This is a genomic window from Streptomyces sp. NPDC058289 (genome assembly GCF_042880975.1).
Taxonomy (GTDB): Bacteria; Actinomycetota; Actinomycetes; order Streptomycetales; family Streptomycetaceae; genus Streptomyces; species Streptomyces stoeckheimensis.
This window is the reverse complement of sequence record NZ_JBHVYI010000067.1, coordinates 43,169-49,958: the sequence shown is the minus strand read 5'-3', so window position 1 is coordinate 49,958 and position 6,790 is coordinate 43,169. Positions and strand designations below refer to the sequence as shown.

Genomic DNA, 6,790 nt, shown 5'->3' with positions numbered 1-6,790 from the left:
CGCACATCCTGGACAACATCCCGGTTCTGTCGGGCAACCTGTCGAACGGAAGCTGACACCCTCGTCCGCCCCGCAGACCGACCGACCCGGCCGCGGCCGCCCGCACGAGCGCCCCGCGGCCAAGGTCCTCGGTCCGCGGGGCCCCGCGTTCGATCAGCTGGCCGGCGCCATGTCGTAGGTGACCCACATCGTGCGGGTGGCCACCTGGTCGTACTTGGCCCGGGCGCGGTGGTTGTCGTCGGCCGTGATCCAGCGGACCACGCTCCAGCCGCGGTCGGCGGCGATCTCCCGCAAGGCCGTGAGCAGGTGATCGGCGGCGCCGGAACCGCGGTGTGCGGGGTCGACGAACAGATCGTCCAGGTACCCGCCGGTGGTGGCCGACAGGGGACGGGCGAACGGCCGGTAGTGCGCCAGGCCGATCAGCCGGCCGTCCGCGGCCTCGGCGACGAGGGCGCTCACCTCGTGGGCCGGGTCGTTCACCCACCCCCACACGCGTTCGGCGGCCTCCTCGGTCTGTTCGACCCGGTAGAAGTCCGCGTAACCGCGGTACAGGGCGCGCCACTGCGGGAAGTCGGCGTCGCGGACTTCCCGGACGGTGATGGTGGTCGGCATGATGCGCACTTTCGTCGTCGCGAACGGTCTTCGACAAAGGATCATGCCCGGTCCGCCCGGTCCCCGGCATCGCCGGAATGTCGAATCCCGCACTCACCCGGTGACGTGGCGTCCGCCTCCACCTCCGCCTCCGGGAGGCGCCGTGCCGTACTTCTCGAGGGCTCCGCGGGCCGTGGAGCGCAGGGCGTGTGCCGCGTCGATCGCGCCGACCCGCGCGCGGTGCGCGGCCTCCCGCGCGGGGCCGAGCGAGCGCCGGCCGGGGCCGCGCCGGAGCAGTTCCCGGTAGAGGTCGAGATGCCGTTCGGCGATGTGCGCCGGATCGAAGCGGGCCGAGTTCCTCAGCGCGGCTCCGCCCATGCGGCGGCGCAGCTCCTCATCGGCCACCAGCTCGAGCAGGGCGGTGGCGATGCCGTCGGTGTCGCCGGGGCGGACGAGGCGTCCGTCGACCTCGTCCTCGATGATCTCGCGCGGTCCCACCGGGCAGTCCGTGGAGACGACGGGGAGCCCGCAGCGCATCGCCTCGACGATGGTCATGCCGAAGGACTCCCGGTCGGACGTGGAAGCGGCGATGGATCCCTTGGCCCACTCCGGCTCCAACGGGTCGGCATTGCCCATGAGGTGCGCCCGGCCGCTCAGGCCGAGCTCTCCGATCAGGGCGGACAGGCCGGCCCGCTCGTTGCCGGTGGCGTCGCCGCTGCCGAAGATGCGCAGCTCCCAGTCCGGATGGTCGGCGACGACCTGCGCGAAGGCCCGTACGAGCAGGTCGTAGCGCTTCGCCGGAGTGAGCCGGCCCGCCGCCACGACCACCTTGCCGGTGCCGTCGGACGGTTCCACGGAGGCGGCGGGCACGCTGTTCGGTATGGCCTCCACCCTCATCGAAGGCGGCCCGAACCGCCGGTAGGCGTGCGCGTCGGCCTCGGTGACGGTGGTGAGGGCGTCCAGGAGCGGATAGCGGTGCCGTATCTCGTGGCGTACGCGGAAGCCGTGGTTCGACAGCGCGAGGTGTTCCTGTCCGACCCGGACGGCGGCGCGGTGCGCCTGTCGGGCGATGTGCACGTTCAGGCCCGGCCTGGTCCCCACGATCACATCGGCGTCCAGTGTCGACAGGTACCGTCCTACGCGCTCGTCGGTGAGCCGGCTGTACTGCCCGTGCCGGCCGTCCGCGCGGGGGAAGATCCCGGCGGGCAGCGCGTGACGCGGGTCCTCACCGTCGTAGTCCGGGGAGTCCGGACGCAGATCGACCAGGGGCGTCAGGCTCACCCCGGGAGGCGCGCCCATGACCGGCACGCCACGGTTGCGAAGAACCGAGATGATCTCCACGTCGTGGTGTTCCGCGAGCGCCGCGGCCAGGTTGAACGTCGACCGGATCGTGCCTCCGATGCCGTAGGCGTTGTGGAGCAGGAAGGAAATACGCATGCGGCGCCGGGCCTTTCGGTGACGGAGGCGGATCGGGCGACGAGCACGGGGTCGGGGTCCGGGGGCCGGGGGTGGGCCGCGGGTGGGCCGCGGGTGGGCCGCGGGTGGGCCGCGGGTGGGCCGCGGGTGGGCGGCCGTACTGCGGGTCGTGCCCCACTGTGCGCAGATCATGCTTAACCGTTCCTGAAGGCCTGTTCGCACTGGTCAGGGGCTCCTGGATGGCATGCTGACATCGTGGACATTTTGCTGGTGGAGGACGATCCGGTCATCGCGGCCGCGGTGCGGGAGGGTCTGGAGGGCGAGGGGTACGCGGTCACCCTCACGTCGGACGGCCTGTCCGCGGTCGAGCTCGGCGCCACGGGCGAGTTCGCCGCGATCGTCCTGGACGTCATGCTCCCCTCCTTGAACGGGTTCGCCGTGTGCGGGCGGCTCAGAGCCCTGGGCGTAGGCACCCCGGTGCTGATGCTGACCGCCAGGGACGGAGAGCTCGACCAGGCGCACGGCCTGGACATCGGCGCGGACGACTACCTGACGAAGCCGTTCTCCCTGCTCGTCCTCACGGCGCACCTGCGCGCACTGATCCGGCGCAGTGCCCGCGAGGCCGCGGGGTCCGGAGCGCAGGACGTGCTGCGGGCCGGTGACCTGTGGCTCGACCCGCAAGCGCGGACCTGTGGGCGCGGCGGTGAGCGCATCGAGGTCACCGGCCAGGAGTTCGCGGTACTGGAGTGCCTGATGCGCGAGCCCGGCCGGGTGCTGTCGAAGGAGACCATCCTCGGCGAGGCGTGGGACATCGCCTACCGGGGCTCCGCGAGCATCGTGGAGGTCTACGTGAGCCTCCTGCGCCGCAAGATCGACCAGCCCTACGGAACCCGGAGCATCGTGACCGTCAGGGGACACGGCTACCGGCTGGACGAAGCACGTGCCTGACGCCGCTCCCCGCAACCCCGCACGGATGTCCGCGTGGTGGCTGCGCCTGTCCACCCGGGCCCGTACGGCTCTTGCCGCGGGTACGGCCGCCCTGGTCCTCTCCGGCGCCGGCGCGTGGTGGCTGCACCACCACGTGTACACCACCGAGATGGACGCGGCACGGGGCCTCGCCCTGGGCCAGTCCCGCGCCACCGCCCTGGAGTTCGCCGGTGTCCAGGCCAGGGACCGGGAGGCCATCGGCGACATCCTCGCCGATTCGCCGGTCCTGATCATCGGCCCGGACGGCCCCTTCGCGTCCTGGCTCACCCGGGCGTTCCCCGAGGCCGTGAAGGAGCTCCCGCCCGCGCCCGCATCGGCGCGGCCCGCATGGGCGACCGTCCGGTCGGTCCGCTTCGGCGACCCGGCCCCCTCCTGCCGGCAGGACCCCTCCCACACCTCCACCGGGCAGCCCGTCCCCGGCTGCCTCTCCCAGGCCGCGGACCTGGCGCGGCAGACCGTCGACATGGCCGGCACCACCATCGAAGTCCGCTCCCCCGCCGCCCCCGGTCCGTCGGCGCCACCGGCCGGGCGCTACACCGTCTACGTCGCCATCACCCGCTCGGAGGCGGTCCGGGCCGCCGACGCTCTCGTCCCGGCCCTGGCCGGCGCGGTCCCGCTGGCCGCGCTGCTCGTCGCCCTCGCCGCCTGGGTGGCGACCACCCGCGCCCTGCGGCCCGTCGAGGCCATCCGTAGCCGCCTCGCCACCGTCGACCAGCCGGACTCCGGCACCCGCGTCCCCGTGCCCGTGGCCGAGGACGAGATCACCCGGCTCGCCCGCACGACGAACCACACCCTCGACGTCCTCGACGCCCACGCCCGCCGCCAACAGCGCTTCATCGCCGACGCGGCCCACGAACTGCGCAGCCCGGTCACGGGCCTGCGCACCGTCCTCGAGGTCGCCGTGGCCCATCCCGGGCGGCCCGCCGCCTTGGGCGACGCCCTTCAGGCCACGACGAGACTGCAGTACCTCGTCGACGACCTGCTGACCCTCGCCCGACTGGACAACGCCCCCGAGGCAGGGCCGGACCGGGCACCGGTGAACTTCACCGAGCTCGTCCGGGAACTCCTCATCGAACTGCCCCACACCCGGCCCGGAGCCACCGCGGACCTCACCCTCGATGCCCCGGCGGAGCCCGTCACCCTGCACGGTGATCGTGACCAACTGCGGCGCCTGCTGCGCAACCTCCTGGACAACGCGGCCCGCCACGCCGACACCCGGGTCACCGTGACGATCGCCGCACGGCCCGGATGGGTGGAGTGCACCGTCCACAACGACGGCGCCCCGATCGCCGAAAGCGACCGCGAACGCGTCTTCGACCGCTTCACGCGCCTGGACGAAGCACGCACCCGTGACACCGGTGGCAGCGGCCTCGGCCTCGCCATCGCCCGGGACCTCGCCCGCCACCACCGGGGAACCCTCGCCGTCGCCCCGGCCGACCGGGGAGCGGCGTTCCTCCTGCGACTGCCCCGGTAGCGGGGCGTCCCGGGGCCGTCGGCTCTCAGTTGTCGGCCATGTAGTCGGCGACGAGTTCCGCGAAGGCCTCCGGGGTGAGGACCGTGACGCCCAGCTCCGTGGCCTTGACGGCCTTGGAGCTCGGCTTCCCGCTCGCGGACGGAGCGCAGACCAGGTGGGTGGTCTTGGAGTTGACGCTACTGCCCGCCGTGCCGCCGGCCTTCTCGATCAGCGCGTTCACCTCCGAACGGCCCGCGCCCGCCAGCGGGCCGCTCATCTTGCCGGTGACGACGACGGTCTTGCCGGCCAGTGGGCCCTCACGCGTCGCTTCGGGCTGCTGCGGCTCCTGCATGTTCACCCCGGCCGCCACCAGCTTGTCGATGACGGCGGCCAGGGAGGCGACCTGTTCGACGATGACCGGGGCCTTCTCCCCGCCGATGCCGTCGACCTCCTGCATCCGTTCGGCGTCGGCCTGGCGGATGGCGTCCATGGTGCCGAAGTAGGCGGCGATGCGACGGGACATGCTGCGCCCGGTGCCGAGGACGCCCAGCGAGCAGAAGATGCGGCTGAGCGGCCTGGACTTGGCGACCGCGATCTGTTCGGCCAGCTTCGCCCCCCGCTTGGCGCTCCCGGAGGCGGTGGTGAGCTGCTCCTCGGTGAGGGTGAACAGGTCGGCGACGTCGGTCACGTCACCCGACTCGATCAGGGCCCTGACGTACGTCTTGCCCAGGCCGTCGATGTCGAGCATGTCGCGACCGGCGGCGTACTCGATGAGCGCGGGCAGCGCGCACGCCGTTCCCTTCGCGCAGCGCCAGCGCTCCTGGTCCTTGTTGATCTCTCCGCCGCACTGCGGGCAGACCGTGGGCAGCGGCACCTCGCGCGCGCCGTCCGGGCGCAGGCTCGTGACGGCGGCCTGGACGCGCGGGATGATGTCGCCCGCCTTGTACACCGTCACGGTGTCCCCGAGGTGGAGGGCGCGGCGGCGGATGTCGGCGGGGTTGTGGAGGGTGGCCCGGGTGACCGTGGATCCGTCGATGTCCACCGGGTCGAGGATCGCCGTCGGGGCGAGCACGCCGGTACGGCCCACTTCCCAGACCACGTCCCTGAGCACGGTCTGCCGCTCGACGGCCGGCAGCTTGAAGGCGATCGCCCAGTACGGGAATCTGCTCCCGAACCCGGCTTCGGCCTGCTCGGCCGCGTCGTTCGCCTTGATCACGACCCCGTCGATGCCGAACGGCAGTCCGGGGCGCAGCGCGGCGATCTCGTCGACCTTCTGCTGTGCCTCGGCGAGGGTGGCGACGACGTGCAGACCGGCGGGCGTGTCGGCCGTGGTCCCCACGCCCGCGCGGGCCACGGCGGCCAGGGCCTCGGCGTGCGTGGCTCCGGAGGGTGCGAGGGCGACACCGTCGAGCTCGACCGCTCCGTACGCCCAGAACGTCATCGCCAGTCGGTACGGCCGGTCCTTCGCCCGCAGGGTGCCGGCGGTGCCGTTGCGCGGGTTCGCGAAGACCTGCGCGCCATGGGCGGTGCGGACTTCGTTCGCGGTCTCGAACTGCTTCTGGGTGAAGAGGACTTCGCCGCGCACCTCGAAGGTGGCGGGGAGCGGCAGCCGCTCGGGCAGGCCCTCTATGGTGCCGATGACGTGGCTGACGTCCTCGCCGTGCGTACCGTCGCCGCGGGTGATGATCTGCTCCAGGCGTCCGTCACGGTACCGCGCGGCCACGGCGGCGCCGTCCATCTTCGGCTCGACGGTGAACCCGCCCGCGGGCTCGTGGCCCAGGCGGCGCTGGAGCGAGGCTCCCCAGGCGACCAGTCCGTCCGCGTCGAAGACGTTGTCGAGGCTGAGCAGCCGGGTGGTGTGCGCGATGTCGCCGACGGGGGCGGCCCCGTCCCCCACCAGGCCGGTCGGGGAATCTTGGGCGACCTCGTCCGGGTGCTCCGCCTCCCAGGCGAGCACGGACTGCCGCAGGCGGTCGTACGCGGCGTCGTCGAGCAGACCGCTCTCGCCCCCGTAGTACGCCCGGGACGCCTCGCGCAACTGCTGGAGGGCGGCGGCGTAGTCGGGGCGGCTGGACAGGCTGAACGGCGCCTCATCGGCGGAAAGGATCGTCATGGAAGGATCTTCTCCCGGGGCACTGACAACGCCCGTCGGCGCCGGGTTCACGCGGGACGGGTGCGGGGTCGTGGCGATCTCGGTGCCGAGCCTTGACAGCCGTTGATTAATTCGGCTTCTATTCAAATTAATTGACGGCCTGCCGCCCTGACGCCCCGTCGCGAGCAGGCGCGCAAACCCCCACGACCACGCACCACTCGCCACCCCGGGCCCCTCGTCCGCCGCCCCCA

At 72.7% G+C, this 6,790-nt stretch carries 5 protein-coding genes; 2 read left to right on the top strand and 3 right to left on the bottom strand.

The annotated features are described in order from the left end of the window. Window positions 1–153: 153 nt before the first annotated feature. The gene (locus tag ACFVX6_RS28915; protein WP_389696335.1) at window positions 154–612 is read right to left on the bottom strand and encodes a GNAT family N-acetyltransferase; all 459 of its coding nucleotides are present in this window, start codon (window positions 610–612) and stop codon (window positions 154–156) included. Window positions 613–705: 93 nt separating this feature from the next. Then, window positions 706–2,028 (bottom strand): glycosyltransferase family 4 protein, encoded by a 1,323-nt coding sequence (locus tag ACFVX6_RS28910; RefSeq protein WP_389696333.1) that lies wholly within the window; start codon window positions 2,026–2,028, stop codon window positions 706–708. Window positions 2,029–2,262: 234 nt separating this feature from the next. Here ACFVX6_RS28910 and ACFVX6_RS28905 point away from each other — a divergent pair, with 234 nt between their 5' ends. Further along, entirely contained in the window at window positions 2,263–2,955 is a 693-nt protein-coding gene (locus tag ACFVX6_RS28905) for a response regulator transcription factor (RefSeq protein WP_389696330.1), read from the top strand. Beyond that, window positions 2,948–4,468: a sensor histidine kinase gene (locus tag ACFVX6_RS28900; protein ID WP_389696328.1), complete on the top strand. Its 1,521-nt coding sequence runs from the start codon at window positions 2,948–2,950 to the stop codon at window positions 4,466–4,468. The genes ACFVX6_RS28905 and ACFVX6_RS28900 overlap by 8 nt, the downstream gene beginning before the upstream one ends. 25 nt (window positions 4,469–4,493) lie before the next feature. On the opposite strand, the gene ligA is transcribed toward ACFVX6_RS28900, so the two are convergent. After that, the gene (gene ligA / locus ACFVX6_RS28895) at window positions 4,494–6,560 is read right to left on the bottom strand and encodes an NAD-dependent DNA ligase LigA (protein ID WP_389696326.1); all 2,067 of its coding nucleotides are present in this window, start codon (window positions 6,558–6,560) and stop codon (window positions 4,494–4,496) included. Between the last annotated feature and the right edge of the window lie 230 nt (window positions 6,561–6,790).

What these genes read in the sequence shown, in the direction of transcription:
- ACFVX6_RS28910 (WP_389696333.1), bottom strand. Translation starts at nt 2,028, where the DNA reads ATGCGTATTTCCTTCCTGCTCCACAACGCCTACGGCATCGGAGGCACG.
- ligA (WP_389696326.1), bottom strand. Translation starts at nt 6,560, where the DNA reads ATGACGATCCTTTCCGCCGATGAGGCGCCGTTCAGCCTGTCCAGCCGC.
- ACFVX6_RS28915 (WP_389696335.1), bottom strand. Translation starts at nt 612, where the DNA reads ATGCCGACCACCATCACCGTCCGGGAAGTCCGCGACGCCGACTTCCCG.